Here is a 26,884-nt window from a genome sequence, read left to right on the forward strand (position 1 = left end):
GCGGGCCGACACCACTCTCGTCCGATCTTTCACCAATGGAGGTGAGTCATGTCCAAGAACATCCTTGAGATGCGTAAGATCACCAAGACTTTTCCCGGGGTCAAGGCCCTGGAGGACGTCGAGCTCGACGTAGTCGATGGCGAGATACACGCCATCTGCGGCGAGAACGGTGCAGGCAAGTCAACGCTCATGAAGGTGCTGTCCGGTGTTTATCCCCACGGCTCCTATACGGGCGACATAGTTTTCAAGGGCGAGACCGTCGAGTTTCACAGCATTAACGACAGTGAAGCAAAAGGCATCGTCATCATCCACCAGGAGCTTGCTCTGGTGCCCTACCTCTCCGTGGCCGAGAACATCTTTCTTGGCAACGAGCGTCGCGGCAGTAGCGGACTGATCGACTGGAACCGCACCAACCACGAGGCAATGGCTCTCATGGCTGAGGTTGGACTCGACGAGAACCCGCTGACCCCGGTGGGCCAGCTCGGTGTGGGAAAGCAGCAGCTCATCGAGATCGCGAAGGCGCTTTCAAAGGAAGTGCAGCTTCTCATCCTGGACGAGCCCACGTCCGCACTCAACGATTCCGACTCCGAGCACCTGCTGGGACTCCTGCGCAAGCTTCAGGAGCGCGGCATCGGCTCGATCATGATTTCTCACAAGCTCAACGAGATCGTCGAGATCGCCGACCGCACGACCATCCTGCGCGACGGGCTCACCATCGAGACCATCGATATGAGCGAGCCCGAGTCCACTCAGGACCGCATCATCAAGGGCATGGTGGGACGCGAGCTCGAAAACCGCTACCCCTCGCGTGCGCACGAGGTTGGCGAAGAGATGCTCCGTGTGGAGAACTGGACGGTGCATCACCCCACCCAGTCCGGCCGCATCGTCGTCGACCGCGCGAACTTCAATGTTCACGCGGGCGAGGTCGTCGGAATCGCTGGCGTCATGGGTGCGGGTCGCACCGAGCTCGCGATGAGCGTGTTCGGACGCAGTTACGGAAGTGACATCTCGGGCGAGATCTACAAGCGCGGCGAGCTCATTCGCATTCGCGACGTCGCCGAGGCCATCGACAACGGACTCGCTTACGCCACCGAAGACCGCAAGAAGTACGGGCTCAACCTGATTCAGGACATCCGTACCAACATCTCTTCCGCAGCGCTCGGCAAGCTGTCGTCGAACGGCTGGGTTAACGGCAACGAAGAGATGAAGATCGCGGAAGAGTACCGCGAAAGCATGAACATCAAGTCACCGTCGGTCATGCAGGTCGTGGGCAACCTCTCTGGTGGTAACCAGCAGAAGGTTGTGCTCAGCAAGTGGATCTACTCCGATGCCGATGTGCTGATCCTCGATGAACCCACCCGTGGAATCGACGTCGGGGCGAAGTACGAGATTTACACGATCATCAACCGCTTGGTGGCTGCGGGTAAAGCCGTCGTCATCATCTCGTCCGAGCTTCCAGAACTGCTCGGCACGTGTGATCGCATTTACACACTCGCCTTTGGGCGGATGACCGGAGAGATGCCCGTCGCGGAAGCGACACCTGAGCGCCTCATGGAACTTATGACGCAAGAAAGGGAGCAAACCAAGATGACCGAGGACAAGGAGGTCCTGTCATGATGGCCGGTACCGCGAACCTTCGCGAGCTCGCAACTCGCAACATCCGCACGAGCGGCATCTACATCGCATTCGTCCTCATCGTCGCTCTGTTCGCATTCTTAACGGGTGGCACCCTGCTCAGCGCGACGAACGTCACGAACATCATCCTGCAGTACTCCTACATCCTGATCCTCGCGATCGGCATGGTGATCGTGATCATCGCGGGGCACATCGACCTCTCGGTCGGCTCCGTGGTCGCCCTGACCGGCGCGGTCTCCGCAGTCCTCGTCATCAAGCAGGGAGTGCCGTGGTGGGTTGGCGTGATCGCGGCCCTCATCACCGGCGCTCTGGTTGGCGCATGGCAGGGCTTCTGGGTGGCTTTCGTCGGTATCCCGGCATTCATCACCACGCTGGCGGGCATGCTGCTGTTCCGCGGGCTTACGCTCTTGGTGCTCGGCAACATCTCGCTCTCGCCGTTCCCCGCCGCATACACGGAAATCGCTGCTGGATTCCAGGACGGTTTGCTAGGTGGGCAGGGCTTCGACGTCTTCACCCTCGTGATCTTCGCTTTCGCGGTCGTGGGATACGCCTTCTCCGCTTACCGCAGCCGTCGTAACCGACTCTCTTACAACCAGCCCGTAGAGGCAACCGCACTGTTCATCCTGCGCCTGGCCGTTATTGCGGCTGTCGTCATGTGGTTCGGTTGGCAGCTGTCGCAGGCCCGCGGCCTGCCGAACGTGCTGATCCTCCTCGCGTTCCTGATCATTGTCTACACCTTGGTCACGACCCGCTCGGTGTTCGGCCGCCACGTCTACGCCATCGGTGGAAACCTCTCCGCAGCGATGCTGTCCGGCGTCAAGGTGCGCTGGGTCAACTTCGGCATCATGCTCAACATGGGCCTCCTTGCCGGTGTGGCCGGCGTGGTCTACTCGTCTCGTTCTAACGGCGCTCAACCAGCGGCCGGAAACATGTTCGAGCTCGACGCGATCGCCGCCTGTTTCATCGGTGGTGCCGCAGTGACCGGTGGTGTGGGTCGCGTGACCGGCGCCATTGTCGGTGGTTTGATCATGGCCGTCATGTCCAACGGCATGCAGCTCATGGGCATCGACCAGTCGATCCAGGCTGTCGTCAAGGGCCTAGTGCTGCTCCTCGCAGTCGCCTTCGACGTCTACAACAAGCGCCGCGCAGGTGCCCGCTAGATAGGTAGCGCAGCCAAGCTTCTGGCCCGTCCCCTCTCGAGGGGGCGGGCCATTTGCGTGTGTGCGCGCCGTCGCGAGGGGCTCGCCTCTGCACCAGCCTCCGCTCAGCCGATGCCGTCTTTGGGCGAGGTAGATATCAAGAGTTGAACCCACGCTCGAGAGAAAGCGACGGCGGAGTGGCCCGCAGGGGACGGCCCGATCGCCGCGCGAGCCCGGCTGCTTAGGGCGGCGCGGTGACCGCGGACTGACGCCATTTTTACGCTCAAAACCAGCGAATATGTTGTCTCGCCAAAGATTTGTCATCGTTACTGAAACGAGACAGGCTGTCCGGGCGTGTTCCGTCCACCCTGAGTTAGAGTCTTGAATACAAGCGGATTTGCTGTCGTCCACAACCAATGGTGGGTGCGGTGGCTTGCACTCAAGCTCGCAAAGTGGCGGGTGGTGTTCTCAAAGAGGAGAAGAAATGGGTAAGAAGTTCTTTGCCGCGGCAGCTGGAGCTGCAATGGTATTCACGCTCGCAGCGTGCAGCGGAAGCGGAGCGGGAGACGACGGCTCGACGTCGGCAGCCCCAGACGCGACTACAAGTGGCGCGGCCATGGAAAAGGGCACCATCGGTGTCGCGATGCCCAACCAGACCATCGAACGCTGGATTGCTGACGGCGACGCAGTCAAGGCCGGACTCGAGGAGCAGGGTTACACCGTCGACCTGCAGTACGCGGCCGACGACATCCCCACCCAGTCCCAGCAGATTGACGGGATGATCACCAACGGTGACCAGCTGCTGATCATCGCGGCCATCGACGGCACGGCGCTGTCCGGCCAGCTTGAGGCCGCTGCGGAGGCGGGCATCCCCGTGATCTCGTATGACCGCCTGATTCGTGACAGCGAGAACGTCGACTTCTACGTGACGTTCGACAACTACCAGGTGGGCGTACAGCAGGCTACCTCGCTGCTCGTGGGCCTCGGCATCCTCAACGAGGACGGCACTGAGACCGGCGAAACTGGACCATTCAACATCGAGTTGTTCGCCGGTTCGCTGGACGACAACAACGCCCACTTCTTCTACGGCGGCGGGTTGGACACGCTGCAGCCGTACATTGACTCCGGTGTGCTCGTTGTTCCCTCGGGACAGGTTGACATCGCTCAGGTCGCCACTCGCAACTGGGCCCAGGAAACCGCTCAGAAGCGCATGGAAGACCTGATCACCGCGAACTACCCCGACGACTCGCTCGACGGAGTACTGGCGCCGAACGATGGTGTTGCACGCGGAATCCTGACCGCACTTGCAAACGCCGGCTACGGTCCGACCATTGCCGATGGCATGCCCATCGTCTCCGGTCAGGACGCGGAGATCGCGTCGGTGAAGTTGATCCAGGATGACGTTCAGTTCTCAAGCATCTTCAAGGACACTCGCAAGCTCGCCGCAGAGGCCGTGACGGCATCGGTCGCGTTCCTGTCCGGCGAAACCCCCGTGCCCAACGACACGGAGACGTACGACAACGGCACCAAGATTGTTCCGGCCTACCTACTCGAGTCGGACATCGTCTATCAGAACAACATCAACGAGTTGCTCGTCGACTCGGGATACTGGTCGGCTGCTGAGATCGAAGCCGGTCTCGCAGAATAATCCGACGGCGGTGTCGGCTCGCGCAATGCGGGTCGGCACCGCTTTTCTGCGTCGCGGCTGAGGCCGCTACCGTGACCGGCGCGCTAGGCGCACCCCGCCATGGCGATGGTCATGGTTTTCCCTGAGGGTGGGTGGCAGTGAACGGTCAGCAGCGCGGCGGGTCAGCGGAAGTAGGCGGCGATGAGGTCGCCGTCGAGGTCGAGGACGGAGAAGGGCATGCCGTAGATGCTCTCCAGGGTGCCGGGGTTCATGACGGCTTCCGGTGCGCCATCGGCCACGATCACCCCGTCCCTCATGGCCACGATCCGATCCGAGTAGACGCTCGCGTAGTTGATGTCGTGCAGGACCAGCACGATGGACTTGCCGTGGTCGTCCGCCAGCTTTCGCAGCAGCTTCATCACGCTGGTCGCGTGCGGCATGTCCAGGTTGTTGAGGGGCTCGTCCAGCAGTACGTACCGTGTGTCCTGAGCGAGCACCATCGCGATGAACGCGCGCTGGCGCTGGCCGCCGGAGAGCTCGTGAATGCCGCGGCTCGAGAACTCGCCCAGGTCGCAGTACTCGATCGCGTCATCGACCTTGCTCTTGCACTCGGCAGTGAGCCGACCGCGCGAGTGCGGGTATCGGCCAAACTCGACCACTTCCCTCACGGTAATGCGGGCGGTCATGTGGGTCTCCTGGCGAAGGATCGACAGCCGCGTAGCGATCTCGCGTGAGGGCGCGTTGAAGACGTCAATCCCGTCCACCTCAACCGATCCCGCGTCCGCGTCGAGGATGCGGCTGACCATCGATAGCAGCGTGGACTTGCCCGCACCGTTCGCCCCGATGATCGAGGTGACTCCCGCATCGGGAATCGAGACGGAGACTTGGTCGACGACCACCGTCTTGTCGTAGGCCTTGGTCAGGTCTGTCACTTTGATCATTTTTGCGACTCCTTCACGAGCAAGAGGATGAAGTAGATGCCGCCCACCAGATTGATGATGGAGCTGAGCGTTCCGTTGAAGTGCAGTACGTGTTGCAGGAGCGCCTGTCCGGCCAGCAGCGCGACGATTGCGATGAGCGCGGCAACGGTGAGGTTCACCGCGTGCTTGTAGGTGCGGGTGAGTTGGTACGCGAGGTTTGCCACCAGCAGCCCCAGGAAGCTGATTGGTCCGATCAGTGCGGTTGAGACGGACACCAGCAGGCCGATCACAAGCAGGATCTGGGTGAGCGCACGCTGGTAGTTCACCCCAAGGGTGATGGCCCGCTCGCGGCCCAGGGTCAGGACGTCCAGCTGCGGGCCCAGCCAGTACGCGGCGCCGATGCCCGCCGCCAGCAGCACGGAACTGATGCCCAGCAAGGTGGTGTCGATGGCGTTGAAACTCGCGAACAGATCGGCCAGTAGGGCGTCGTAGGCGTTGGGGTCCATCACCCGGAACATGAACGACGTGAGGGAGCTGAAAAGCGTGCCCGCGATTACTCCCACCAGCACCAGGGTGTACAGCCCGCGCTTGCCGTTGCCGAGCACCGCCCGGTACAGCAGCGTCGCCGAGACCATGAGCAGGCCTGCTCGGATCAGGAACATGGTGAGCGGCGGAATTGACGCGGCGGTGGCGGAGCCCAGGAAGAACACCAACGACGTCGCGAGCAGCACGTAGAGCGCATCGAATCCCATGATCGACGGGGTGAGGATGCGGTTGCGCGTGATGGTTTGGAAGATGACGGTGCTCACGGCGATCGCTGCGCCGACTATCACCAGCGCCGCGACCTGCTGCGCTCGGCGCGGCAACGCGAAGTCCCAGTGGCCGTCGACGCCCCAGGTGAGGAACACCGCCGCGGCGCCAATGGCGAGCAGCGTCAGCGCTGCAATGAGGACGCTAGGCCTGCGCATAGCGGTTCCTCTTCAGCACGAGCACCAGGAAGACCGCGGACCCGACGACCCCAACGATGGTGCCGACGGCAATCTCGTAGGGGAAGATGATCACGCGGCCCAGCATGTCGCAGGCGATCACTAGGGCGGCTCCCGCGAGTGCCGTCGTCGGCAGCACGCGCCGCATGTTGTCCCCCAGCATGAGGGTCACGATGTTGGGCACGATCAGCCCCAGGAACGGGATGGCGCCAACGGTCACCACGACGGTGGCCGTGGCGAGAGCGGCGATGGTGAGCCCGGTGCCCAGCACCACGCGGTAGTTGACCCCAACGTTCGTGGCGAAGTCCCGCCCCATGCCCGCCACGGTGAACCAGTTGGCGAAGACGTACGCGGCGATTGTCACGACGCCGGCAAAGTAGAGGGTCTCGTACCTGCCCTGGATGACTCCGGAGAAGTCGCCGTTGAGCCACACGTCGAGTGTCTGCGTCAGGTTGTTGCGATAGGCGAAGAACTCGGCGATCGCCCGGAAGACCCCGCCCAGCAGGAGTCCGACGAGCGGCACCAGGATCAGGTCTTTGAACTGAATGCGCTGGATGAGGACGATGAACAGCAGCGACCCGGCTAGCGCGAACAGCATCGCGATCATGATCTTGCCCATGACCGATGCGCCGGCGAAGAGCAGGGTTGCGGTCAGGAGCCCCAGCGCGGCGGCGTCGATGGTGCCCGCGGTGGTGGGGGACACAAACCGATTTCGCGCGAGGTGTTGCATGATCAGCCCGGCGACGGCCATGGACGCGCCCGCCAGCAAGAGCGCGACGGTCCGCGGCACGCGGCTGACGGCAAAGACAGCGCGCGCTTCTGGGTCGGTGAGTACGTCGTGCAGAGAGATGTCGACGACCCCGATGAACAGCGAAGCCGCTGCTAGGACGAGCACGAGAGCGGCCGCCGCCCAGGGGGCGACGGCCGCAATCTTGGGGCTTCGAGTCATTGAAATGAGGCTGGTGGCAATCTAGCTGACGACGGTGTTCATGTCGTCGAAGATCCCCTGCAGCGCGGTCAGGCCGCCAAAGCTCAGGTACCACTTTTCGGTGTCGACGTAGGCGACCTTGTCGTTGGTGACCGCAGCGGTGCCGTTGACTAGGTCGTTGTCGAGCACTGCCTGAGCGCTGTCGCCCTCCTCGCCGATGGCTGCGTCGCGGTCGAGCACGATCAGCACGTCGGGATCAGTCTGCGCGATGAACTCGAACGAGATCGCATCTCCATGGTCATCGATAGCGACCTGGTCTGCGGCCGGCTCGATGCCGAGCAGGTTGTAGACGAAGTCGAAACGCGAGCCGGGTCCGTAGGCGGACACCTCTCCGGCGGAGGTCATGACGACCAGGCCCTTGCCCGCATCGGCCGCAGCGGCGTTGATGGCCGCTGACTGCTCGGCAACGTCGGTGAGCGCCGCGCTGGCCTCCGCTTCCTTGCCAAAGATTGCGCCAAGGGTCGTGGTGTTGTTCTGCAGCGAAGTCTGGAAGGCGTCCGTCTCCCAGTCGAAGCTGAGGTCGATGGTGGGGGCAATCTTCTCCATCTCGGGCAGCGTCGCCGCGGAGCGGCCGCCGACGATGATGAGGTCGGGCTCGAGGGCGTTGATGGCCTCGTAGTCCGGCTCGAAGAGCGTCCCGGTGTTTGCCGTCGGGGTGGTGTAGTCCGAGAGGTAGGACGGCACCGCGTGGTGGGGGATGCCCGCCACTGCGTCGCCGGCGCCAAGCGCGTCGATGGTGTCGAGAATCCCGTGCTCGAAGACCACTACGGTCTGCGGGTTCGCGGGCACGGTGACCTCGCCCTGGTAGGTCTGGACGGAGACCTCGGTGGGTGCGGCGGCTGCGGAGGACGCCGCGACGGATGAGGGCGACGCGGAGGAGGCGTCGGTCGAGGCGGCGGTGTCATCGTCCGCGCTAGAGCAGGCGGCCAGGGTGATCGCGGCGACGGCCACGAGGGTGACTCCGCGGAGCTGGTTGGCGAAGGTCAAGGGAATCTCCTAGTAAATGGGGCATAAACTACCCCAGAAGTGAGGTAAGGCATACCTAAGTGGGCCGGCGGGAATTACGGTACTAGAGAGTTGCGTAAACGCCAAATACGGCGCTGGGTGGTGCGTAACCAGGGGCGACGGGAGCGTTTGCGATAGCTCGGAGGCGCCTTATGTGCGGACGACGGACGGCGGGCGACGGACGACGGGCGGCGGGCGACGGACGGCGGGCGACGGGCGACGGCGAGCGCGGTCGGGGGAGCCGCAGCCTCAGGGAGCCGGTGCCCAAGGGGCGCCGGCGGCGGTCTAGGAGGTGACGGCCAGTGAGTTGAGGCCGCGCCAAGCCATGGTCACGTTGGCCGGGCGGTCGAGCGTCGCCCACATCAGGCACTTGTTGAGCGCAATGCCGCGGGCTCGAGACTCGAGGTTGGGGTCGTCGCATCGCGTGGCGTCGCGGTAGGTGGCGAGCGCGACCTCGGCGCCGCCGGGAGCCATCGCTGTGTAGAGGAAGCCGAGGTCGACCGCGCGGTCCCCGACCGCCATCTTGCCCCAGTCGATGATGCCGGCGAATGCGCCGCCGTCGGACAGGATGTTGGAGCCGTGCGCGTCCGCGTGACACCAGAGCCGCTGCGTGGGCTCGGCGGCGGCCATCGCTGCCGACCAGATGGCGCTCGCTGCTCGGGCGTCGACTCGCTCGCCCGCGGGGCCGCGCGCATCGGAGAGTTGCGCCAGTGCCCACGCCACGTCGTCGGCCCGCTCTGTCATCCGCACCGACTGTTCCTTGTTGACCGGAGCGTCATCCGGCGCCGGGGAGTGCACCTGGGCGAGGGCGAGGCCCAAGTCGACCCCCGCATCGGCGGCAAGGGGAAGCGCGTCCGCGGTGCCGCCGGGCACGTAGGAGACCACGGCCCACGGCCACGGATAGCCGCGCCCGGGCGTCCCGACTTGCTCGATGCGCGGGTGCGGGAAGCTCCAGCCGGGGGAGAGCTCGGATAGCCACCGGACCTCGGTGGCCAGGGACGTTACCGCGGCCTGGACGCGCGGGATGCGCAGCGCGAGACTCTCGCCAAGGCGGTAGGTGACCATGTCCCAGCCGTCAAAACGGGTGCCGAGTTTCAGCCCACTGAGTTCGGGAAACTGGTCGGTCAGCAGGGCCCTGGCAGTCTCGGGGGTGATCGACTCGTGAGCGGGGGGAGGGCCGTTCGCGCCCACGCGGGTGGGGATGGGGGCGCCGGTCATGTCCATGACGCTAGCACCGCGTTGCAGGCGGGCGCGGAACAAATCGTGCTCCGACGGTGTCTATCTATTACGCCCGACGCGCGACGGAATCGTGCTGGACGGAGCGTAGGCTGAAACCGGAAGGAGCCACTATGAGCCCCAAGATCGAAAAGACCGACGCGCAATGGCGCGAGGAGTTGTCCGCCGAGGAGTACGCGGTGCTTCGCGAGGCGGGTACCGAGCGCCCCGGAACCGGCCAGTTGCTCGACAACCAGCGTGACGGCATCTACTCCTGTCGCGCATGCGGCGCGGAGCTCTTCCGCTCGGACACCAAGTTCGACGCGCACTGCGGGTGGCCGAGTTTCTTCGAGGCCTCCAACGACGCCGTCGTTCTCAGCGAGGACGCGAGCCTAGGCATGGTGCGCACCGAGGTTCGCTGCGCCACCTGCGAGTCGCACCTCGGCCACATCTTCAAGGACGCACCGCAGACCCCCACGGGCGACCGATTCTGCATCAACTCCGTCTGCCTGACGTTCGAGACCGAGGCGGAGCGGGCGGACCAGGAGTCCGGTGCGCTGCCGTACAACGCGGGCGCGGGTTTCGATGACCCCGACCCGGGCCCCTACGGCAAGATTGACCACCCCTCCAATGGTTGAGCACCGGTACCGCCGGCCGGCCATGCTCGAGATGGAGGAGGCCGAGCAGATCGAGGGCGACATCGACCCCGCCGACATCGGTCTCATCGCTCATGAGACGGCCGGCGCTATCGTCGCGCAGGCTCGCGAGGCGGGTGACCCCAAGCTCGTAGAAAAGCTCATACGCCTGGTTGACGAGGAGGGCATCGACACCGTCGCCATGATGTGGTCGAAGGCGGGAGCCCACACTCTGCCAGGTGCCTTGTGGCGCATCTACATGCTGCGCGAGTGGGTGCAGCACGATGCCGATGCTGTTGCGAGGTCCTACCATCACGGCGTGCGGGCTGCGAATGTGCGGCACGCGATCGCCGGCGTCGAGGACCCCCCGGGGCCAAAGGAGGTCAAGACGCTTGCCGACTCGGTGCTGTCTGGGGTTTTCTCCGGAGACCTGGCCGTGGCTCTCGAGCGCGCCGGGGCGTTCTGCCGAGTGGTGGCCACCGGGGCCGCCTTCGAGGCGGAGTCCGACGACGGGCATGCCGATGAGCGCGCTCACCAAACCACCCTGCGGGCCGCGCAGTTGCTGCGCACCGGCGAGGACCTTGAGCGCTGTGCCGCGATGTTCCGTGAGGGTCGACTGGACTGAGCTCGAGGACCTTCCCGTCCAGGTCACGGCCCGAGGCATGACAAAAGTAGGAGATGGCATGACAACGGAACAGGGCGTCGTGAACTCGCTGTCCACCGATCACTTCGACCTCACAGTCGACCTTGAGCGCGGCGCGAAGATCACCTCGTTGGTGGACCGAACCGGGCGCGAGTGGCTGGCCCAAGCCGAACCCGGCAGGGCTCGGGCACCGGGCGCGCCGTTCACGGATGCTGAGATGGCCGGTTGGGACGAGTGCGCTCCCACCGTCGACGCGTGCGTCGTGAACGACGAGGCTATGCCGGATCACGGAGACCTGTGGGATCACCCGTTCGCCGGCACAGCCGCCCACGCCAGCATCGTCCGTGAGGGTCTGGGATTCGCCTTCGAGCGCTCCATCCGGGAGGTCCCAGGAGGTATCCGGATGAGTTACCGCGCGACGGCACTGCGCGACCGAATCCCCTTCCTGTGGGCCGCGCACCCTCAGTTCTGCGCGCCGCCTGGCACGCGCGTCAAGATAGACGCTGTCAGGGTCGTCGACGTGATCGATCCTGACGAGCCTTTGATAGCCATTGACGACGCGCTGGCGACGATCGACACGGTGGATGCTGGGGGATACCGCAAGTGGTACGCGGACCCCCAGGAGCCCGTCACCTCGGCGTCGCTGGTCCGAGCGGACGGCAGTCAGCTCGACTTGGCGTGGTCCGATAACTGCCCGTACGTCGGCGTGTGGTTCGACAACGGCGCCTTCTCTCGCGAACCGATCATCGCGATCGAGCCGAGCAACGGTTATCGCGACGCACTCGCGCTCGCCATGGAACGTGACCGCGTTCTGTTTATCGAGCCGGGAGCCCCACTCGAGTGGTGGGTCGACGTCCGGGTTCTGCCCGCGCTCAACTTCACTGATGAAGGTTCGCGCAACGCGGATTCGTGTGCGCCCATGCCCGAGCAGGCGTAGGGTAGTAATCGACGTCGGACTGCGGAAGCCCCGGGCTCCAATACCAGCCGCCTCGAGCGGCCTTTGCGCCGACTGGCGCTCCCAGTCCGATGTCGCTTTCTTCTCCAGACAGGACCACTGGCCCCGCGCATCGTCCGCCGCTAAGGGTGGACGTGAAGCAGGTGGGTCTCCACCGCTGTGACGCGCGGACCAGAGTCCGTGTCCAGCACGTGAGCCACTAGCACCCCGCCGGCCGGTAGGTAGGGGTTCTTGCGGGGCAAGGCACCGCGTGTGTAGGTGCGAGTGGCCGCGCGCACCATCTCCACGATCGTCGGCAACGTAGGCCGGTGAACGGCCACGACGCGACTCGACTGCTTGCCCAGCAGGTTGGTCAGCGTGGACGCCGTCTTGAGCGGCGTCGACGCGTGGCCATGCTCGGTGAGCGCCTCGTAAGTCTTGACCGGGATTCCCGAGGCCTCGGCGAACGGACGCACCGTCGCCATGCAGCGCTCGGCCGGGGAGGATCCCACGTGCTTGACGCCGAACGCCGCGATGAGGGGCACCAGCTGCTGGGCCCTGGCGTCGCCCGCGTGAGTAATGGGTCGATCCTCGTCGGCGCCCGACCAGGCCTTGCGGCGAGTGGCGCGCGCGTGACGCACCAGCACAAACGCGCGCGTGTCCAGCCTGTCATTCTCGAACGCAGCGACCAAGGCCTCCAGCGGGCGCAGGTCATCGGAGAGGGTGATCTGATCGCGTGCCTCGGCGACGGAGAGCCAGCGTATCTTGTCGATCTCGTGCTTGGACGCTGCCTTGACAGGGGGTCTGGCCGCGACCGCTCGGGATCCGGGCGAGGCCACCTGGGCCGCCCAGTACCTCACGACCTTCTGCTTGCCCGATGCGATGGGGTAGCGCAGCGAGGGAAGCGGCTGGCCGAGGATGACTTCCTTGCCCGTCTCCTCGGATACCTCGCGGATGGCGCAATGAGGCAGCGTTTCGCCCTCCTCGATCTTGCCCTTGGGCCACGACCAGTCGTCGTAGCGGGGGCGGTGCACCGAGAGCACCTGAAGTTCGCCGTCACGAACGCGCCACACCAGCGCGCCCGCCGAGATCACAATTCCCGGTGGGTAGTGAGTCACTTCCCCTTGGCCCGACGCTTAGGCTGACGCTTGATATAGGTGGACTGAAGGTCCTTGAGCCGGACGCCCTCGGAATCCTCGGTGGCGCGTTCCCATGAGCCGTCCTCGCGGAGCTCCCAATTGGTGAACTTGTCGTTCATCACCATGTCCATGTTCTCGATGATGCTGGCGCGCTGCTGATCGCCCACGATCGAGATCAAGGCTTCGATGCGACGGTCCAGGTTGCGGTGCATCAGGTCCGCGGACCCGATATAAACGTCGGGGTCACCGCCGCCTGCGAACGCGTAGATGCGTGAGTGCTCGAGGAATCGTCCGAGCACCGAGCGCACCCGGATGTTCTCGCTGAGTCCGGGAACGCCGGGGCGCAGCGCACAGATGCCGCGCACCACCAGATCCACCTGAACGCCGGCCTGCGACGCCCGGTAGAGCGCGTCAATGACGCGCTCGTCGACGATCGAGTTGATCTTGAACTTGATCCAGGCGGGCTCGCCCTTGGACGCACGCTTCGCCTCGGCTTCGATGAGTTCGATGAGTCCCGTGCGGACGCCTACCGGTGCGACCATCAGGCGGCGGAACTTGGCCTTGGGCGCGTAGCCGGAGAGCTGGTTGAAAAGCTTGGTGAGGTCGGCGCCTACCTCGGCGTCGCGCGTCAGCAGGCCGTAGTCCTCGTACAGGCGCGCGGTCTTGGGGTGGTAGTTACCGGTGCCGATGTGGCAGTAGCGGACCAGGCCTTCGTCCTCCTGGCGCACCACGAGCGAGAGTTTGCAGTGGGTCTTAAGTCCCACGAGCCCGTAGACCACGTGCACGCCCGCTTGTTCCAACTTGCGCGCCCACGAGATGTTGCGCTGCTCGTCGAACCGGGCTTTGATCTCGACCAGCACCAGCACCTGCTTGCCGTTGCGGGCGGCCTCGATGAGGGCGTCCACCACCGGCGAGTCCCCCGAGGTGCGGTACAGCGTCTGCTTGATCGCGAGCACCTTGGGGTCCGTGGCTGCCTGCGCGAGGAAGGCCTGGACCGACGTGGAGAAGGAGTCGTACGGGTGGTGCAGCAAGACGTCGTCGCGACTGATGGCGTCGAAGATGTTCTGCTCGTCCGCGGTCTCGACCGGCGCCAACTGATGGTGGGTGGTCGGTCGGAACGCGGGGTACTGCAGGCGCGGACGGTCGAGGTCTGCGATGACGTGCAGCCCGGTGAGGTCCAGCGGGGCGGGCAGGTGGAAGACGTCGCTCTCGGTGATCCCGAGCTCACGCACCAGCAGGTCGCGAATGCGAGGCGGCAGGTCCTCGGCAACTTCGAGGCGCACGGCGGGGCCGAAGCGCCGGCGCAGGAGCTCGCGCTCCATCGCCTTGAGGAGGTTCTCGGCGTCGTCCTCCTCGACTTCTACATCCTCATTGCGCGTGACGCGGAACGTGTAGTGATCGGTGAGTTCCATGCCGGGGAAGAGGTAGTCGAGGTGCGCCGCGATGACGTCCTCGAGGGGCACGAAGCTGCGCGGTTCGTCGGAGAGCGCCGAGGCATCGATCACCTGGGACGCGCGCCCGCGCGCATCGACGGAGATGAAGCGGGGAAGGGTCTCCGGGACCTTGACACGAGCGAAGTGTTCCTTGCCCGAGTCGGCGTCGCGCAGTTCCACCGCGAGGTTCAGCGAAAGTCCAGAGATGTACGGGAACGGGTGGGCCGGGTCAACCGCGAGCGGGGTCAACACGGGGAAGATGTCTGAACGGAACAGCTTTCGGAGGCGCTCCTGCTCGGAGTCCTCGAGCTCGTCGTAGCGCACCAGGTGGATGCCCTCGTCGAACAGCGCGGGGATGATCTTCTCCTCGAAGACGCCCGCGTGCCGATCCATGAGCACATGAGCGCGCTCGGTGAGCGCCTCGACCAGCCGGCTCGGGCTCATGCCGGTCGCCGACGGGACCGCGAAGCCCGCTGCGATGCGCCGCTTGAGCCCCGCGACTCGAACCATGAAGAACTCGTCGAGGTTGGACGCGAAGATCGCGAGGAAGCGCGCGCGCTCCAACAGGGGGGTGGCCGGGTCCTCGGCTAGTTCGAGCACGCGCTCGTTGAACGCGAGCCAGGACAACTCACGGTCCAGGAACCTGTCGTCGGGCAACCCGCTGTCGCTGGGGTCCGGATCCGCCTCGATCTCGGTGACGGCAGGCACCGGGTACGTCTCGTCGGAGACCACCTGGGGGAGGTCGCCGGTGCGGGGGCCGGGGGCGGGAACGGACGACGCTGCGTCGAGGCTTTCTGACATGTCCCTATCGTGGCATGCCCGGACCAGGGTTGAGTAGCGTTTGGTGAAGTATTTACCTGGGTGTCATTCGCGGACTAGGGGGAGGTCGGGGTCGTCGCGGTCGCGGCGAGTCCCGCTCGCACAAATTCGATGGCCCGGTCGAGGTCGCGCTGGATGACTTCGACCGACTCCGCGCCGGGACGCGAGGTCCGGGTTCCCTTGTGGGGGAAGTCGTGGCCAACGGGCATGGAGGCGGCGAGCGCGGCGATGGCGGCGGCGGCGGCGATGTCGGGCAGGGGATCGTCGACGGCGCTGCCAAGCTCGGCGCGCAGGGCGTGCGACAGTGCCTGGCCGATGCGGTCCAGGTAGCGCAGTGCGTGGCCGACGATGTGGTCGTGATTGGCGGCGAGGGTGTCCAGCACGGCCGATGCGCGGGGGCCCAGCGGGCCGCCGTTGCCCAACATCTCGGTGACCTCATCGCGAAGGAAGGACAGCACGTCGCCGTCGGAAGGCGGGGTAGCGAGGGCGCCCTCCAGTTGCGTGATTGCGTCGTCGAGCGACGCGAAGAGCGCCGCCTCCTTAGTGGGGAAGTAGCTGAAGAAGGTTCGGGGGGAGACGCCGGCTGAGGCCGCGATCTGAGCTACGGTCGTCGCCTCGTAGCCGTGCTGCTCGAAGAGTTCGACTGCGGCGTTGTGTAGCGCGAGGCGGCGCTGGGCCTTCTTGCGCTCGCGGAGGCCGCCATCGGCTTCAATCTCAGTCATGTGCTCATCATATCCAAAACTTCACTAACTGCAAATATGCAGTGGTTGCAGATTGTTAATCCGCGAGGTAACGTGATTACACCGCGCAAAGTCGGCGCGACCAATCTTCCCTCAAGGAGTCACCCACATGGGTAAAGTTCTGCACGCCATCGGCGCCTTCAGTGCGCGCCGCGCCTGGGCGGTCATCATCGCCTGGCTCATTCTGATGGTGGGTGTTGGCGCCGCGGCGGTGACGTTCCAGGAGCCTGCGGATGACTCGTTCAGCATCCCCGGCACGCAGTCCATCGAGACCTACGAGAAGTACGGCGAGGAGTTCCCCGGTGCTGGCGGCGCGACCGCGCAGTTGGTGATCGCAGCTCCTGAGGGTGAGACCCTCGCCGACCCGGACGCGATGGCAGCCATCGGCGCCTCCGTGGCCGAGCTCAGTGCGACCGCCGACGTGACTTCCGCCACCGACCCGTTCGCGTCGATGGCCGTGTCGCCTGAAGGCACCGTCGCGTACATCTCGGTGAGCTACGACGAGGCCGCGGGGCAACTGCCCGAGGGCGCGCTCGACAACGCCACCGAGGCGGCGCAGCCCATGGTCGACGCCGGCCTACAGGTCGAGTTCGCTGGCACAGCGTTCACTGAGCAGGCGCCTGCTGGTGGCGCCGGCGAGGTCATCGGAATGCTTGTCGCCGTAGTGGTGCTCTACATCACCCTGCGCGCCGTTGTCGCTGCGGCGCTGCCCTTCGTCACAGGCATCGCCGCCGTCGGAGTGGGTGTCGGCACGGTGACCGCGCTGACCGGATTCGTCGACCTGCCGTCTACTGCCACGGTGCTGGCGCTGATGCTCGGACTCGCCGTGGGAATCGACTACTCGCTCTTCATTCTCGCGAGGCATCGAACCCAGCTGCTTGAGGGCATGAATATCCAGGAGTCGATCGCCAAGGCCATCGGTACCTCCGGTGCCGCCGTGGTCTTCGCGGGCGCAACCGTGGTTGTGGCCCTCGTCGCCCTCTTTATGGCGAACATTCCGTTCCTCACCGCGATGGGTAATGCCGCCGCGTTCACCGTTGCCCTCGCCGTCATCGCGGCGCTCACGCTGCTGCCCGCGGTCATGAGCCTCGCGGGCCTCAAGGTCCTTCCCAAGAAGCTGCGCGCTCAGGTGGTGCAGATCCAGGGTGACGACACTCCCGCTATCGAGGCCGAGCCGAGCACCAACCGCTGGGTCAGGTTCGTCACCAACCGTCCTGCCACGGTGCTCATCGCCGGAGTAGTGGGCATGGGCATCATTGCCATCCCGGCGGCGGACCTGCGCCTGGGATTGCCCTCTGCGGCCTCGCAGCCGGAGGAGAGCACGGGCTACCAGGCCTACGAGCTACTTGCCGACGGCTTCGGCGCCGGCTTCAACGGACCGATTCTGGTCCTGGCGGAGACTGACGAGGGCACCGACGGTGCTGCCAACGTTGCCGCCATCGGCGAGGAGTTTGCGGGGCTCGAGAATGTGGCCTTCGTGTCGCCCCCCGTCCCCAACGCCGACGGCTCCGCGTATCTGTTCCAGGTCATCCCGACCACGGCGCCGGACAGCGCGGAGACCGAGCAGCTTGTGCACGACATCCGTGACGTGGAGGCCTCCGGCGACGTGACGTTCGGCGTGACTGGTGAGACTGCGATCCTGGTCGACGTCTCCGAGGGCATCGGGTCCGCCCTTCCCGGCTACCTTGCCGTAGTGATCGGCCTCGCGCTGATCCTGCTGCTGGTGGTGTTCCGCTCGATCCTGATTCCCATCAAGGCGCTGCTGGGCTTCCTGCTGACGCTCGCCGCCACCACGGGCATGCTCGTGGCCGTGTTCCAGTGGGGCTGGCTGTCTGGCCTGTTCGGAGTCGAGTACACGGGGCCGATCGTGGCGTTCCTGCCCATCATCGGCATCGGAATCACGTTCGGACTGGCGATGGACTACGAGGTGTTCCTGGTCAGCCGCATGCGTGAGGAGCACCTGAACGGTCGCGACGCCAAGTCGGCGATCATCGTGGGCTACTCGCACACCGCTCGTGTGGTGACGGCAGCCGCGCTGATCATGGGGTCGGTCTTCTTCGGCTTCATGCTCGACGACGACGTGATCATCAAGTCCATCGGATTCGCGCTCGCCTTCGCGGTGCTGTTCGATGCCTTCGTGGTCCGTATGACGCTGGTGCCCGCGGCCATGAAGCTCATGGGCGAGTCGGCATGGTGGATGCCCAAGTGGCTCCAGAAGGTCGTGCCCGAGATTCACCTCGAGGGTGACCCCGAGGATCGCAAGGTCATCGAGGCCGATGCTCCCGCGGACGACGAGGTCGCCACAGGTTCACGCTAGTAGCAAATAGTTAGTCAGCAGGGCCGGGGTGCACACGCACCCCGGCCCTGCTGCGTCTCCAGCCGTAACCGCTGCGGCGGCCGGCCGGGGCGCGCGCGACCGCATCGGGACTAGGTTGGAAGTGAAGGCGGGACCGAGGCTAAGACAGGTTGTTCCAATGAAGGCGATGATCCTGAAGGAGTTCCGCGAGCTACGCCGGGACAGACGCACCATGGCGATGCTGATCGCCCTGCCGATCCTGCTGCTGGTGATCTTCGGATACGCGGCGAACTTCACCATCGACGAGATCCCCACGCGGGTGGTGGGCCCGGACTCGGCCCAGGTCACCAAGCAACTGCCCCCGCTCTTCCAGGTCGACACCACGGCTGCCGCCGCTGATGATGACGCGGCGGGGGACGCCCAGACCGCGCGCGATCTGGTGCAGGACGGCGATGCGCAAGTCGCCATCGACACGACTACCTCGCCGCCCACCGCGTATATAGACGGCTCGAACCTTTTCGTGGCGCAGACAGCCAAGGCGGCACTGTCCCAAATGCCGGCGGGGACCGTCACCATCGACGTCCTCTACAACCCGAATCTCATCACGGCCTGGGTCATGGTGCCCGCGCTGATCGGCCTGATTCTGACGTTCATCGGCACCATTGTGACCAGCATCGGCCTGGTGCGCGAGCGTCAGAACGGGACGCTGGAGCAGTTGGCGGTGATGCCGCTCAAGCCCTCCGATGTGATCGTTGGAAAGATCGCGCCATACTTCTTCCTTGCCGCGCTCGACATGGTGGTCGTGACCCTGCTGGGGGTATGGATATTCGATGTTCCGTTCAACGGCAACGTGGCGCTCTTCGCCCTAGGCGGAGCGATCTTCCTGTTCGTCGTGCTGGGTCTAGGGGTGCTGATCTCGACGGCCTCGCAGACTCAGGCTCAGGCGATTCAGGTCGCGATGATGGTGTTGCTGCCTCAGATACTGCTGTCCGGCTTCATCTTCCCGCTGTCCGCCATGCCCGCGGCAATCTCCTGGATCGGCTACCTCCTGCCGCTGACCTATTGGGTCAACATCTCCCAGGGCATCATGCTCCGCGGCGCGGACCTCGCGGCGCTGTGGCCGTCGTTCGCTGTGCTCACTGTCATGGCCATCGTCATCTTCACCGCGGCGGTGCTGCGCTTTCGCCGAGACCTCGCGCCCAGCTCGCGGCGCAAGGTGAGGAGGTAATGCAGGGCTGGGGAGTCCGAGGACTTACCGTCACGTACGGCGACACTGTCGCCCTCGACGGCGTGAGCGTCGACCTCATCGAGGGTGAGGTTCTCGCGATTGTCGGCGGCGACGGGGCGGGCAAGACCACTTTGCTGCGCGCCCTCGCCGGGGCCGTGACCGCAAGCGAGGGTGAGGTGCGCGCCCCGGGCCTTGCCAGCATCGGCTTCATGCCCTCCTCCGCCGGTGTGTGGCGGGATCTGACCGTGGACCAAAACATCGACTTCGTCGCCGCTGCTCAAGGCGTAACAGGTGCGGCCCTTCGCGAACGCCGCGCGGAACTCCTCGGGGACACGGGACTCGAGGGCGCGAACAAGCGCCTCGCCGGACAGTTGTCGGGCGGCATGCGGCAGAAGCTGGCGTTCGCGCTGGCCATGATCCATCGCCCTCCCATGCTGATCTTGGACGAGCCATCGACCGGCGTGGACCCCGTCAGCCGCATCGACCTGTGGCGCATGATCTCGCAGGCGGCCGTCGACGGCGCAGCCATCATCATGGCCACCACCTACCTCGACGAGGCGGAGCGGGCGTCGCACGTCGTGGTGCTCGACGGCGGCTCGGTCCTGCTGGCGGGGACGCCTGCCGATGTGACGGCCAACATCCCCGGCCACGTCGCCGATGCGGTGGTCACCCCGGACCGCGTGCGGTCTTGGCGCCGCGGCGGTCAGTTCAAGACGTGGTCACCAGAGGATCCTCCTGCGGGCGTCGCGCGAGCCGATGACCTCGAGGATGCGGTGATCGCGGCGACGCTGGCGAAGGAGGCAAACAATGCCTGAGGCGCTGATTTCAGCACGCGGCGTGACCCGGAAGTTCGGCGACTTCACGGCGGTCGACAACGTCTCGCTCGACGTCGCGCCGGGCGAGATTGTGGGGCTGCTCGGGGCCAACGGTGCGGGCAAGACCACGCTGATTCGCATGATCCTGGGATTGTTGCAGCCCAGCGGCGGTGAGCTGGCGCTCTTCGGTCGCGAACCCTCTCGCGAGACCCGGGCACGCCTGGGATACGTATCGCAAGGGCTAGGGCTGTGGGATGACCTCACGGTAAGAGAGAACCTTGCGTTCGTCGATGGGGCCTTCGGCTCCGTCTCAACCGCGCCACCCGACTCGTTGCGGAGCGCGGGGCGGGAACTGGTGGGAAGCATCGGCCTCGGTGGGCAGCGTCAACTCGCGTTCGCGGCGGCGCTAGGCCACGAGCCGGAGTTGCTGGTGCTGGACGAGCCGACGTCGGGCGTCGACCCGCTCGCTCGAGCCCGGCTGTGGGACACCATTCGTGATCACGCCGACGCGGGAGTCGGCGCGCTGGTCACCACCCACTACATGCAGGAGGCCGAGCGGTGTGATCGCCTCGTGTTGATGTCGCGCGGAGCGGCGGTCGCGCAGGGGACCGTCGCCGACATCGTGGGAGACACCACCGCCACAGAGGTGCGCGCCGAGCACTGGCAGCACGCCTTCACGGCTCTGAATCAGGCGCGGATTCTGGTCGCGCTCGCGGGTACTCATGTCCGCGCGGTGGACGCGGGGGAGGGCGAGATCCGAACAGCGCTCGCGAAAGCGGGGGTGAAGGCAGACCTGGCGCCGGTGGCGGCGAGCCTCGATGAGGCGATGGTGGCGCGCGAACGCGCGGGAAATTGAGACGGGGCGACCGTTGCGCCTGACCCCGTCCCGGCATCGGCGAGGCAGAATGGCCGAATGAAGTTACACAAGCAAGAGCGCGGGCTGTCTCCCGCGATGAAGGCGATCCTGCCCGGATCCATCCTGGTCCTGGTGGGCGCGGTCGCGTTCCTGGGAATCCTTGATGCAGTGCTCGAGGGTGACGACATCGAGACCTGGGACCAGCCGATGCTCGACTGGATGGTGTCGATTCGCACCCCGTGGCTCACGGAGACGATGACCTTCATCACTAATATGTTCGGGCCAGTCATCCTGCCCATCATCGTCGCGGTCGGGTGTGCGATTTGGGGCCTGACGACCCGTAAGTGGCGGGACCCCATCCTGCTCGCGAGCGCCATGGTGATGTCCACTGTGCTCTCCACGATCGTCAAGATCTTGGTGGAACGCCCACGGCCTGGGGAGGATTTGCAGGTGGTCCCGGGGTTCGAGACTTCGTTCTCTTTCCCTTCGGGGCACACCACCGGCGCGTCGACCCTCGTGCTCGTTGCTGGCTACCTGCTGTGGCGCCGCAGGCGCGGCAAGGGCTGGCTGGCCGTCTGGATGCTGGCGTCCGTGTTGATCATTGGGATCGTGGGTGCGAGCCGTCTCTACCTGGGATACCACTTCCTGAGTGACGTATTGGCGGGGGCTTGCCTAGGCGTCGTGACACTCGGGCTGGTGGTGACCGCGTCGCGGCTGCTTGACCTGCGTGCCGGCCGCGACCCTGGCCGCCCCGACGCGGGGGACCCCGCTCTCGAGGGCACCGAAGGGTCCATGGAGTGAACGTTCCGGCCGAGCCGCCTAGGGTTCCGGAGGAGCCATCCCTAAGCTCGGAGCCCGATGCGCAGGTCGACCCGTACTCGGTGGTACCGGTACCGGCAGCGGTTGCCGGGACCCGGCCTGCCCGGGGCAGGGTCGCAGCCTTGATTGTCGTGGCGGGGCTCGTGGTGGTCGCCGCGCTTGGCTTCGCAGTCGTCAAGATTGGCGGCTCGGTGTTGGCGGACATTGACTGGGAAGACGGTGGCGGCACGGGAGATGTGCCGTACGGAGACAACACCCAGGTGGTCGGCGAGGACCTTGGCGCCGGCATCTACCGCTCCAAGGAGCAGGTGGGCGTGAGTCAACCGGGAGTCGTGTGCGAGTGGTCGAGCTTCGAGATCGACGGTGACGATCAGCGCGTCGTCTCTGGCGCCGCGAGTGAGGGCGGCTTCGCGATGGTGCTTCTGGAGGGCGGTCAAGGGCTCACCTCGAGCGGGTGCCCTGAATGGGTGGGGACCAGCCCAGACGATTTGACCTTTGACCCGGACTCCGCCGCTACCACCGTTACGGAGGGCATGTGGGTAGTGGGCAAGGACGTTCGGCCCGGTACCTACCGGATGGTGGCGCCGCACGGTGGGGTCGCGGAGGACCCCTGCTACTTCTCGGTCTCCGACACGCTGAGCCAGACGGCCGATCGATATCTCGTCAATGGTCGGGCCGAGCAGGGTGACGTTCTCACGGCCGACGCCCCGCTGGGCTTGGTTTTTCTCAACGAGGGCTGCGGCGACTGGGAGCGAATCGGCGACTAAACGCACACCGCTCCCGAGCGCGCCCTTAGCGACTGATCAGCAGTGAGGGTTCCAAGGACTGGAGCCAGCGAAGCGCCGGCCCGGCCTGTGCAAACTGGAATTGACGCAGAGTAGGGATCTGCTCCGGTGCTGGAGTCCACGAGCCGAGCAAGAAATACCCGGCAATGGCTGTGACGAGCGCACGCAGTTCTTCGTGCTCCACCTGGCTTCCTAGGGCATGTTCACGGAAATGACCTGCGCACGGGCCTCCGCCCTGCATCTCGACCGACGGTAGGAGCCCCACCAGGTCCACCCACGGCGCGCCGTACTCGGCGTGCGGCCAGTCGACCAGCCACACGTCACCGGCCCGATCAAGGACCATGTTGTCTGCGCGTAGGTCGCCGTGGATCAGTCGGTTTCCGGCCGATGCCGCGGGCGCCTCGGCTTCCCACGTGGCCAGGGTGTCCGCGTGAGCTAGGGCCCAATTGCCCCACTCGCGTCCGGCTGCACGCGCCGCTTGCTCAGCGGTGGGCAGGGCCGCGAACTCCCCCCAATATCTGAAGGCCTCGGCGAGCGACTCGGAGAAGGGGCGGAAACCATCGGCCGCATCGACCTGGACTTCGGACAGGTCGGCAATTGCCTCTAGCGCCGCCTCGAGGCCGTCCGCGGTCCACGGCAGGTGGGGAGTGCCGCCGTCGATTACCTCGAATCCCGCAAGCGCCCAGTCGCCGTCGTCGTGAGAGAACTCCATGACGGGGGCGTGCACTGCAGCGGGTAGCGCAGCGTTCACGACTATCTCGCGCCGTCCCAGAGCGATGGAGTGGGGGTGGCGAATTGCGCTGGTCGCCTTGACGAAGGTCTGGCTGCCATCGGTGCATTGGACGATGCCAGCGAAACCGGGGCTAAACCCCTCAGCGGTGCTGCGCACCTCAGCCACGGGGCTGCCGACCAGGTCGACTATGTGTGCCTGCGCCTGCTCGGGAAGGTCGCTCCACCCCATCCGGCGGGTGTTGAACGGACGCGGGCCCACGCCCTCGGGGTGCGCCACAGTTGTCATGAGGCGAGGCTACCGGTAGGTCTCGTGATGTGACGTGATGCTCGGACGGCCAAGTGGAGTACTTGTCCGTCTGAACGCACCCTGCGTGCGTTCAGACGGCATACCCGCGCGGTTGTCCGGCTGAGCGACGACGCGGGTCTCCGCCTACGGGGGGAGATCGAATGCCGCAGGAGCGGTACCTTGACGTATCGCCACTTGTTGGCGAAACCGAGCGCGCTCTGGCCCCGAGCCGTTCGCGAGCAGTACCCCATCGACTTGGAGTCGAGCATGACGCTTCCCCCTGAACCCAAGGATGGGCTCGAGCAACCACCGCCCGTCTCGTCGCCCGGGATCGCCGCGCGGCCCGGAATCGATGCGCCCGACGAGCGACCAGCACCGGGGATAGACGAGCACGCGTGGATCAGCAAGCCCGCGACGCCGGAGGCAAAGGCTCACAGCCGGGCTGGCCGGTGGGTATTGGTGGGACTGGTCCTGGTGTTGGTGCTACTGGTGTTCGTGCTGTCAAAGATCGCTGTCGACGTCGCCAACCGGATAGAGCTTCCGAACTTCACGACCACCTCCGAGCCCGCCGATGCGGCAGGCTCTACCGCGGGGTCGGACGGCGAGGCCGCCTCTGACGAGAGCGTGTCCACGGGCCAGGTGGACTACCTGATCGGCAGCGACCTCGACGCGGGGGTGTACCGACTCGCCGAAACCTACGTGGGCGCGGACCGATGGGACTCGTGTTCGTGGGCGCTCTACTCGGACGGCGTGATTGGCGACGACAACCGCGTGAGTGGCGATGTGTATACCGGCGGCCGCGGCGCGGTCACGGTAAGTGACGGCCAGTTGTGGAGCACCTACGCGTGCGGCGCCTGGGTGGAGGTGGATCCGGCGGGCCTGTTCCTCAACCCGGACGCTGCCGCCGAGACGTTTGGAAATGGCGGCTGGCTGGTGGGGGAGGACATCCGTCCCGGCACCTACACCATGGTGAATGAGTTTGACCCTGGCGACGAAAACGACTTCTGCTTTTACTCCGTCTCCGACCGCTGGCTGGGCGAATCAGATCTGGTTTACGCCGCGGAGTTCGCCGACTATCCGGCGCAATACACCACTCAGCTAGAGACCGGCGTCATGGTGAACAGCGACAACTGCGGCGAATGGGTACGCACGGGAGATTGACCCCGATGCGGGGCTAGTCACTACGGCCGGACTAGTCCTCGTCTGCCTTGCCGGAGTCGAGCCCCTCGGAGATTGCGTCCATCACAGAGGAGTCCGCGAGCGTGGTCACGTCACCGACCACCCGGTGCTCGGCAACGTCGCGCAGCAGGCGCCGCATGATCTTGCCCGAGCGCGTCTTGGGGACCTCGCTGACCACCAGGATGGAACGCGGCTTGGCGAGCGCGCCGATCTCCTTGGTGACCTGCTTGCGCAGCGCGACGGCGACCTCGTGGCCCGATGCATCGACTCCCGCAGCATCGGAACGCACCACCACGAAAGCCACGACGGCCTGCCCGGTGGTCTCGTCGGAGGCGCCAACGACCGCGGCCTCGGCCACCCACGGGTGGGACACGAGCGCGTGCTCGATCTCGGTGGTGGACAGGCGGTGCCCGGAGACGTTCATCACGTCGTCCACGCGGCCCATCAGCCAGATGTCGCCGTCTGCGTCGTGCTTGGCGCCGTCGCCGGCAAAGTACATGCCCGGGAAGCGCTCCCAGTAGGTCTTCTCGTAGCGAGCGCGGTCGTTCCAGATGCCGCGCAGCATCGACGGCCAGGGCTCTCGGACCACCAGGTAGCCGCCGGCGCCGTCGCCGACCGAGTTGCCCGCATCGTCCACGATGTCCACGGCGATGCCGGGGATGGCGGCTTGAGCCGAACCTGGCTTGGCCACGGTGACGCCCGGTAGGGGGGAAATCATGATCGCGCCGGTCTCCGACTGCCACCACGTGTCCACCACGGGGCAGCGGTCTCCGCCGATGACCCGGCGGTACCACATCCAGGCCTCCGGGTTGATGGGCTCACCAACGGAGCCCAGCAGGCGCAGCGAGCTCAGGTCGAACTTGTTGGGAATCGCCTCGCCCCACTTCATGAACGTGCGGATCGCGGTGGGCGCGGTGTACAGGATCGTGACGCCGTACTTCTGGACGATCTCCCACCAGCGGCCCTCGTGAGGGGAGTTGGGGACGCCCTCGTAGAGCACCTGGGTCGCGCCGTTGATCATGGGGCCGTAGACCACGTAGGAGTGGCCGGTGATCCATCCAACGTCCGCCGTGCACCAGTACACGTCGGTCTCCGGCTTGATGTCGAACACTGCCTTGTGGGTGTACGCGGCGCCGGTCAGGTAGCCGCCGGTGGTGTGGAACAGGCCCTTGGGGGTGCCGGTGGTGCCGGAGGTGTACATGATGAACAGCGGGTGCTCGGCCTCGACCATGACTGGCTCGTGGGTCTCGGACGCGGTGCCCACCACGTCGTGCCACCACACGTCAGTCGCTTCGTTCCACTCGGTTTCCTGCTTGGTGCGCCGCACCGTGAGCACGTGCTTGACCGAGGCGCAGCGGTCCGGGTGGTGATCCCCTGGAGCGAGCGCCTCGTCGACCAGGGGCTTGAGCGCGAACGCGGTGCCGCGCCGGAAGCCGCCGTCGGAGGTGATGACGAGCGAGCACTCGGCGTCGTCGATGCGTTGGCGCAGGCTCTCGGCGCTGAAGCCGCCAAACACTACGGAGTGGATGGCGCCGATGCGGGCGCAGGCGAGCATCGAGATGACGGCTTCGGGAATCTGCGGCAAGTAGATGGCGACCCTGTCGCCCTTGGACACTCCGAGCGAGAGCAGGCCGTTCGCGGCCTTGGAGACCTCGCGCTGCATGTCCGCATAGGTGAAGGTCTGGGTGTCGCCGGGCTCGCCCTCGAAGTGGAAGGCGACCCGATCGCCGCGACCCTCGCGCACGTGGCGGTCCACTGCGTTGTCGCACGCGTTGAGGGTGCCGTCGGCAAACCAGCGCGCCACGGGCGCATCGGACCAGTCCAGGGTCTCAGTGAAGGGCTTATCCCAGTGCAGCTCGCGGGCCTGTTCCGCCCAGAATTCGGGGAGATCGGCCGAGGCTTGCGCGTAGAGCTCGGCTGTCGCATTCGCCTGAGCCGCGAAATCGGGAGACGGAGGGAAGGCCCGAGTCTCGGTGTGCAGGTTCTCTAAGGTGTGGGCGTCGTTGACCATTCGCACAGCATAGTTTGTT

The 26,884-nt window shown here is 65.7% G+C and carries 23 protein-coding genes; 13 read left to right on the plus strand and 10 right to left on the minus strand.

The window, feature by feature from the left end; translation table 11 throughout:
• The first annotated feature begins 48 nt into the window (after positions 1 to 48).
• From mmsA to chvE, 3 genes are all read left to right on the plus strand, one after another.
• Positions 49 to 1,617 (plus strand): multiple monosaccharide ABC transporter ATP-binding protein, encoded by a 1,569-nt coding sequence (gene mmsA / locus ACQU6B_RS01270; protein WP_430868234.1) that lies wholly within the window; start codon positions 49 to 51, stop codon positions 1,615 to 1,617.
• A complete protein-coding gene (gene mmsB / locus ACQU6B_RS01275) occupies positions 1,617 to 2,795 on the plus strand; it encodes a multiple monosaccharide ABC transporter permease (protein ID WP_430869261.1) in 1,179 nt (392 codons plus the stop codon). Before mmsA ends, mmsB begins: the two co-directional genes overlap by 1 nt.
• Before the next feature lie 463 nt (positions 2,796 to 3,258).
• On the plus strand, positions 3,259 to 4,422 hold the full coding sequence (gene chvE / locus ACQU6B_RS01280) for a multiple monosaccharide ABC transporter substrate-binding protein (RefSeq protein ID WP_430868235.1): 1,164 nt from the start codon (positions 3,259 to 3,261) through the stop codon (positions 4,420 to 4,422).
• Between the two features lie 161 nt (positions 4,423 to 4,583).
• Here the strand turns inward: chvE and ACQU6B_RS01285 are convergent, their stop codons facing one another.
• The 5 genes from ACQU6B_RS01285 to ACQU6B_RS01305 form a co-directional block, all read right to left on the minus strand.
• Positions 4,584 to 5,342, minus strand: coding sequence for an ABC transporter ATP-binding protein (locus ACQU6B_RS01285; protein WP_430868236.1), 759 nt, complete (start codon positions 5,340 to 5,342; stop codon positions 4,584 to 4,586).
• A complete protein-coding gene (locus ACQU6B_RS01290; protein ID WP_430868237.1) occupies positions 5,339 to 6,289 on the minus strand; it encodes an iron chelate uptake ABC transporter family permease subunit in 951 nt (316 codons plus the stop codon). The genes ACQU6B_RS01285 and ACQU6B_RS01290 overlap by 4 nt, the downstream gene beginning before the upstream one ends.
• Complete coding sequence (locus ACQU6B_RS01295) at positions 6,276 to 7,256, minus strand: ABC transporter permease (protein ID WP_430868238.1); 981 nt, start codon at positions 7,254 to 7,256, stop codon at positions 6,276 to 6,278. The genes ACQU6B_RS01290 and ACQU6B_RS01295 overlap by 14 nt, the downstream gene beginning before the upstream one ends.
• 21 nt (positions 7,257 to 7,277) lie before the next feature.
• Positions 7,278 to 8,282, minus strand: coding sequence for a siderophore ABC transporter substrate-binding protein (locus tag ACQU6B_RS01300; RefSeq protein ID WP_430868239.1), 1,005 nt, complete (start codon positions 8,280 to 8,282; stop codon positions 7,278 to 7,280).
• 303 nt (positions 8,283 to 8,585) lie between these two features.
• On the minus strand, positions 8,586 to 9,518 hold the full coding sequence (locus ACQU6B_RS01305) for a phosphotransferase (protein WP_430868240.1): 933 nt from the start codon (positions 9,516 to 9,518) through the stop codon (positions 8,586 to 8,588).
• A gap of 131 nt (positions 9,519 to 9,649) precedes the next feature.
• On the opposite strand from ACQU6B_RS01305, the gene msrB reads away from it, so the two are divergent.
• The 3 genes from msrB to ACQU6B_RS01320 are packed head-to-tail and all read left to right on the plus strand — an operon-like array spanning position 9,650 to position 11,730.
• Positions 9,650 to 10,153: a peptide-methionine (R)-S-oxide reductase MsrB gene (gene msrB, locus ACQU6B_RS01310; RefSeq protein WP_430868241.1), complete on the plus strand. Its 504-nt coding sequence runs from the start codon at positions 9,650 to 9,652 to the stop codon at positions 10,151 to 10,153.
• Positions 10,146 to 10,775 (plus strand): hypothetical protein, encoded by a 630-nt coding sequence (locus tag ACQU6B_RS01315; RefSeq protein ID WP_430868242.1) that lies wholly within the window; start codon positions 10,146 to 10,148, stop codon positions 10,773 to 10,775. Before msrB ends, ACQU6B_RS01315 begins: the two co-directional genes overlap by 8 nt.
• Positions 10,776 to 10,833: 58 nt before the next feature.
• A complete protein-coding gene (locus ACQU6B_RS01320; protein ID WP_430868243.1) occupies positions 10,834 to 11,730 on the plus strand; it encodes a hypothetical protein in 897 nt (298 codons plus the stop codon).
• 140 nt (positions 11,731 to 11,870) lie between these two features.
• Here ACQU6B_RS01320 and ACQU6B_RS01325 read toward each other — a convergent pair whose 3' ends face one another.
• From ACQU6B_RS01325 to ACQU6B_RS01335, 3 genes are all read right to left on the minus strand, one after another.
• Positions 11,871 to 12,845, minus strand: coding sequence for an NUDIX hydrolase (locus ACQU6B_RS01325; protein WP_430868244.1), 975 nt, complete (start codon positions 12,843 to 12,845; stop codon positions 11,871 to 11,873).
• Positions 12,842 to 15,100: an RNA degradosome polyphosphate kinase gene (locus ACQU6B_RS01330; protein WP_430868245.1), complete on the minus strand. Its 2,259-nt coding sequence runs from the start codon at positions 15,098 to 15,100 to the stop codon at positions 12,842 to 12,844. Before ACQU6B_RS01330 ends, ACQU6B_RS01325 begins: the two co-directional genes overlap by 4 nt.
• A 74-nt stretch (positions 15,101 to 15,174) precedes the next feature.
• Positions 15,175 to 15,840 carry a TetR/AcrR family transcriptional regulator gene (locus tag ACQU6B_RS01335; RefSeq protein WP_430868246.1) on the minus strand — a complete coding sequence of 222 codons (666 nt, stop codon included), beginning with the start codon at positions 15,838 to 15,840 and terminating at the stop codon, positions 15,175 to 15,177.
• 127 nt (positions 15,841 to 15,967) lie between these two features.
• Between ACQU6B_RS01335 and ACQU6B_RS01340 the strand changes: the two genes are divergently transcribed.
• The 6 genes from ACQU6B_RS01340 (at position 15,968) to ACQU6B_RS01365 (ending at position 22,639) form a co-directional block, all read left to right on the plus strand.
• Positions 15,968 to 18,175: an MMPL family transporter gene (locus ACQU6B_RS01340; protein ID WP_430868247.1), complete on the plus strand. Its 2,208-nt coding sequence runs from the start codon at positions 15,968 to 15,970 to the stop codon at positions 18,173 to 18,175.
• A gap of 157 nt (positions 18,176 to 18,332) precedes the next feature.
• Complete coding sequence (locus tag ACQU6B_RS01345; RefSeq protein WP_430868248.1) at positions 18,333 to 19,382, plus strand: ABC transporter permease; 1,050 nt, start codon at positions 18,333 to 18,335, stop codon at positions 19,380 to 19,382.
• Positions 19,382 to 20,197, plus strand: coding sequence for an ABC transporter ATP-binding protein (locus ACQU6B_RS01350; protein ID WP_430868249.1), 816 nt, complete (start codon positions 19,382 to 19,384; stop codon positions 20,195 to 20,197). The genes ACQU6B_RS01345 and ACQU6B_RS01350 overlap by 1 nt, the downstream gene beginning before the upstream one ends.
• Positions 20,190 to 21,053, plus strand: coding sequence for an ABC transporter ATP-binding protein (locus ACQU6B_RS01355; RefSeq protein WP_430868250.1), 864 nt, complete (start codon positions 20,190 to 20,192; stop codon positions 21,051 to 21,053). Before ACQU6B_RS01350 ends, ACQU6B_RS01355 begins: the two co-directional genes overlap by 8 nt.
• A 57-nt stretch (positions 21,054 to 21,110) precedes the next feature.
• Positions 21,111 to 21,854: a phosphatase PAP2 family protein gene (locus ACQU6B_RS01360; RefSeq protein ID WP_430868251.1), complete on the plus strand. Its 744-nt coding sequence runs from the start codon at positions 21,111 to 21,113 to the stop codon at positions 21,852 to 21,854.
• 140 nt (positions 21,855 to 21,994) lie between these two features.
• Complete coding sequence (locus ACQU6B_RS01365; RefSeq protein ID WP_430868252.1) at positions 21,995 to 22,639, plus strand: hypothetical protein; 645 nt, start codon at positions 21,995 to 21,997, stop codon at positions 22,637 to 22,639.
• A gap of 25 nt (positions 22,640 to 22,664) precedes the next feature.
• Here ACQU6B_RS01365 and ACQU6B_RS01370 read toward each other — a convergent pair whose 3' ends face one another.
• Positions 22,665 to 23,675 carry a phosphotransferase family protein gene (locus ACQU6B_RS01370; protein WP_430868253.1) on the minus strand — a complete coding sequence of 337 codons (1,011 nt, stop codon included), beginning with the start codon at positions 23,673 to 23,675 and terminating at the stop codon, positions 22,665 to 22,667.
• 267 nt (positions 23,676 to 23,942) lie between these two features.
• On the opposite strand from ACQU6B_RS01370, the gene ACQU6B_RS01375 reads away from it, so the two are divergent.
• A complete protein-coding gene (locus ACQU6B_RS01375; protein WP_430868254.1) occupies positions 23,943 to 24,836 on the plus strand; it encodes a hypothetical protein in 894 nt (297 codons plus the stop codon).
• Between the two features lie 31 nt (positions 24,837 to 24,867).
• Here ACQU6B_RS01375 and acs read toward each other — a convergent pair whose 3' ends face one another.
• Complete coding sequence (gene acs / locus ACQU6B_RS01380) at positions 24,868 to 26,865, minus strand: acetate--CoA ligase (protein ID WP_430868255.1); 1,998 nt, start codon at positions 26,863 to 26,865, stop codon at positions 24,868 to 24,870.
• Positions 26,866 to 26,884 lie beyond the last annotated feature (19 nt).

Origin of the sequence: Demequina aurantiaca, from assembly GCF_050598105.1 — a bacterium.
Taxonomy (GTDB): domain Bacteria; phylum Actinomycetota; class Actinomycetes; order Actinomycetales; family Demequinaceae; genus Demequina; species Demequina aurantiaca_A.

Bases quoted from the DNA above. Each gene is read 5' to 3' on its own strand.
- mmsA (WP_430868234.1), top strand. From the start codon at position 49: ATGTCCAAGAACATCCTTGAGATGCGTAAGATCACCAAGACTTTTCCC.
- mmsB (WP_430869261.1), top strand. From the start codon at position 1,617: ATGGCCGGTACCGCGAACCTTCGCGAGCTCGCAACTCGCAACATCCGC.
- chvE (WP_430868235.1), top strand. From the start codon at position 3,259: ATGGGTAAGAAGTTCTTTGCCGCGGCAGCTGGAGCTGCAATGGTATTC.
- ACQU6B_RS01285 (WP_430868236.1), bottom strand. From the start codon at position 5,342: ATGATCAAAGTGACAGACCTGACCAAGGCCTACGACAAGACGGTGGTC.
- ACQU6B_RS01290 (WP_430868237.1), bottom strand. From the start codon at position 6,289: ATGCGCAGGCCTAGCGTCCTCATTGCAGCGCTGACGCTGCTCGCCATT.
- ACQU6B_RS01295 (WP_430868238.1), bottom strand. From the start codon at position 7,256: ATGACTCGAAGCCCCAAGATTGCGGCCGTCGCCCCCTGGGCGGCGGCC.
- ACQU6B_RS01305 (WP_430868240.1), bottom strand. From the start codon at position 9,518: ATGACCGGCGCCCCCATCCCCACCCGCGTGGGCGCGAACGGCCCTCCC.
- msrB (WP_430868241.1), top strand. From the start codon at position 9,650: ATGAGCCCCAAGATCGAAAAGACCGACGCGCAATGGCGCGAGGAGTTG.
- ACQU6B_RS01315 (WP_430868242.1), top strand. From the start codon at position 10,146: ATGGTTGAGCACCGGTACCGCCGGCCGGCCATGCTCGAGATGGAGGAG.
- ACQU6B_RS01320 (WP_430868243.1), top strand. From the start codon at position 10,834: ATGACAACGGAACAGGGCGTCGTGAACTCGCTGTCCACCGATCACTTC.
- ACQU6B_RS01330 (WP_430868245.1), bottom strand. From the start codon at position 15,100: ATGTCAGAAAGCCTCGACGCAGCGTCGTCCGTTCCCGCCCCCGGCCCC.
- ACQU6B_RS01335 (WP_430868246.1), bottom strand. From the start codon at position 15,840: ATGACTGAGATTGAAGCCGATGGCGGCCTCCGCGAGCGCAAGAAGGCC.
- ACQU6B_RS01340 (WP_430868247.1), top strand. From the start codon at position 15,968: ATGGGTAAAGTTCTGCACGCCATCGGCGCCTTCAGTGCGCGCCGCGCC.
- ACQU6B_RS01345 (WP_430868248.1), top strand. From the start codon at position 18,333: ATGAAGGCGATGATCCTGAAGGAGTTCCGCGAGCTACGCCGGGACAGA.
- ACQU6B_RS01350 (WP_430868249.1), top strand. From the start codon at position 19,382: ATGCAGGGCTGGGGAGTCCGAGGACTTACCGTCACGTACGGCGACACT.
- ACQU6B_RS01355 (WP_430868250.1), top strand. From the start codon at position 20,190: ATGCCTGAGGCGCTGATTTCAGCACGCGGCGTGACCCGGAAGTTCGGC.
- ACQU6B_RS01360 (WP_430868251.1), top strand. From the start codon at position 21,111: ATGAAGTTACACAAGCAAGAGCGCGGGCTGTCTCCCGCGATGAAGGCG.
- ACQU6B_RS01370 (WP_430868253.1), bottom strand. From the start codon at position 23,675: ATGACAACTGTGGCGCACCCCGAGGGCGTGGGCCCGCGTCCGTTCAAC.
- ACQU6B_RS01375 (WP_430868254.1), top strand. From the start codon at position 23,943: ATGACGCTTCCCCCTGAACCCAAGGATGGGCTCGAGCAACCACCGCCC.
- acs (WP_430868255.1), bottom strand. From the start codon at position 26,865: ATGGTCAACGACGCCCACACCTTAGAGAACCTGCACACCGAGACTCGG.